The sequence below is a fragment of the Arachidicoccus sp. genome, assembly GCF_050436765.1.
Lineage (GTDB): Bacteria > Bacteroidota > Bacteroidia > Chitinophagales > Chitinophagaceae > Arachidicoccus.
This window is the reverse complement of record NZ_JBNQGD010000232.1, coordinates 4,014-5,957: the sequence shown is the minus strand read 5'-3', so window position 1 is coordinate 5,957 and position 1,944 is coordinate 4,014. Positions and strand designations below refer to the sequence as shown.

Below are 1,944 nucleotides of genomic sequence, written 5' to 3'. Positions count from 1 at the left end.
ACTAATTGGATCATATAACCATATATTATCCTTTAATCGATTAGGATATTCTTGAGATATTGTACTTGTTGCCTGTGCAGATAATTGAATACCCCAGGCATCAAAAAACGGTTTGCAATCCAACCCAGTATAATCACACAGTGCTTCATAGAAAAAATCGTGTTTGTCTATGTCATTGTTAGAAGGCCTTAAGGCATGTCTTGCTCGTCTATAAAGAAATGGCCAAAAATCCCATCCACTTTTGGTACCATCTGCGCTTTGTAATTTATCAAAAATTTGAAGAAATGGAATCATCCTTTCAAATGGATCATTTATAGCTTGATCTACATCGAAATTTTTAGCACCTGAACCAAGCACGTAAGCTAAAGCTTTTGCTTGTGCACTTGATGCGCCACCCGCGAATGCAGGATGTAGCGTTACTAGATTTTGAATACCCATTCTGTTTGCACGCTTAAAGGAATGCAAATTATTCGTCGTTTCTCCCAATGTTGACCAGTCCCAATATTGGCCCTGTTGATTATTATGACCCAACTCGTGTAATGTACCCCAAAGATTGCCGGTCGTGTCTCCTCCAGTAAAGGCAGCATTAAACCATTCGTTGTCGTCTGTCGCTACAACAGGATAACCATTATGGCCATATCCTGCTGAAGGTTGTATGTCTAAAACTACTCGCCATGGCAGGTTAGTCGGTTGATCTATTTTATCTGCCGCGGTATCTGAAAGGCCTTCCCATTTATCATAGTCATTATTGATAATATCATCCCAAGCTTGAGACGCTTCATTAAGGTCCAGGTTGGGGTGGCTCTGTAAATAATTAACCATTACTTTAGTCGGAAGCGAAAAAGCCATGTGCTTAGAATCAAAGTCAAACCAAGGAACAGAAGTTGTCATTATTTCTTGTTTCCACTGAATAGGATCAGTAACACCCAAATGAAAGTCTGGCTCTCTGCAGGCACCACTTACATGAAAAGTGATCGGATTCTGCAAAGGAATCTCAGGTATCAGAAATATTTGCCCCCCAAATGGTCCACGAATATGGTTTTCACCTGGAAACAATTTTTTAACCGTATAAATTATAGGCTCTCTTTTGCGCGGAGATTTATTAGATATATTATCCGTCCAGCAACCTATTTGAGCAGTAATACCAACGGCATTTGCGGGTAAAATAATAGTTATAGGCTCTCCTGCAGGTGCGTATAAGCCGGTAGGTTTCCATGGTTGCGGTACTACTGATATCCGAAGAGAATTTCTAATATCATTATAGTTCAAATCCATCGTAATAGACGTATCAGTAATACGCTTTTCACTTGAGTTAACAACTCCTGGAAAAATTCTTGCCTGAGAAAGGAAGGAAAAATCCGGTTTCGTATCAGTTGTATCTACATTGACATCGGCGCCTTTTAAGGAATCTACAGTATATCCATCAGGCACATTAAATCTTGACTTTTTACAACTGGAAATCGTTAAAACAACTATCATTATTAAACCAAATAATGCACTTGAAGTTTTTAACAATGCTTTTGATTTATGCATTTTCATTCGAATATTTTTTATATTAATTGCCGTTTGACTATTATATTATGGCTCAAAAACTTGGTCGTTATAGGATGTAGTCCAAAACTGGCCGTCAAATCCCCATTGAGATTGAACATTTATGCCCAAATAGGTAAGGATTTGATAGGGTACATCTACGCTATTAGGAGTCAGAGTATAATAATTATCATCTGCCGGTCCGCAAATAGCATTGCTAATTTCAGATAGATGATTCCATTCATTCACTCCTCCATATTGAGTTTTAATAGAACCATTTTCAGGATTTGAAGCCCCATCATAAACCGTGGTTCCAGAACCTTCGCTAGCGCTATAAAACCCTACCAAATTGTGTATATTGGGGTGTTGTGCTGGTGGAATACCAATAAAACAACTGTATTTTGCAATTGCTTC

At 38.4% G+C, this 1,944-nt stretch carries 2 protein-coding genes; both read right to left on the bottom strand.

From position 1 onward, the window contains the following. Nucleotides 1-1,539, bottom strand: a 1,539-nt coding sequence (locus ACQR30_RS10225; protein ID WP_429734681.1) for a M60 family metallopeptidase, incomplete at its 3' end; no start/stop codon positions are given. A gap of 39 nt (nt 1,540-1,578) precedes the next feature. Beyond that, nucleotides 1,579-1,944, bottom strand: a 366-nt coding sequence (locus ACQR30_RS10220) for a DUF4983 domain-containing protein (protein ID WP_429734679.1), incomplete at its 5' end; no start/stop codon positions are given.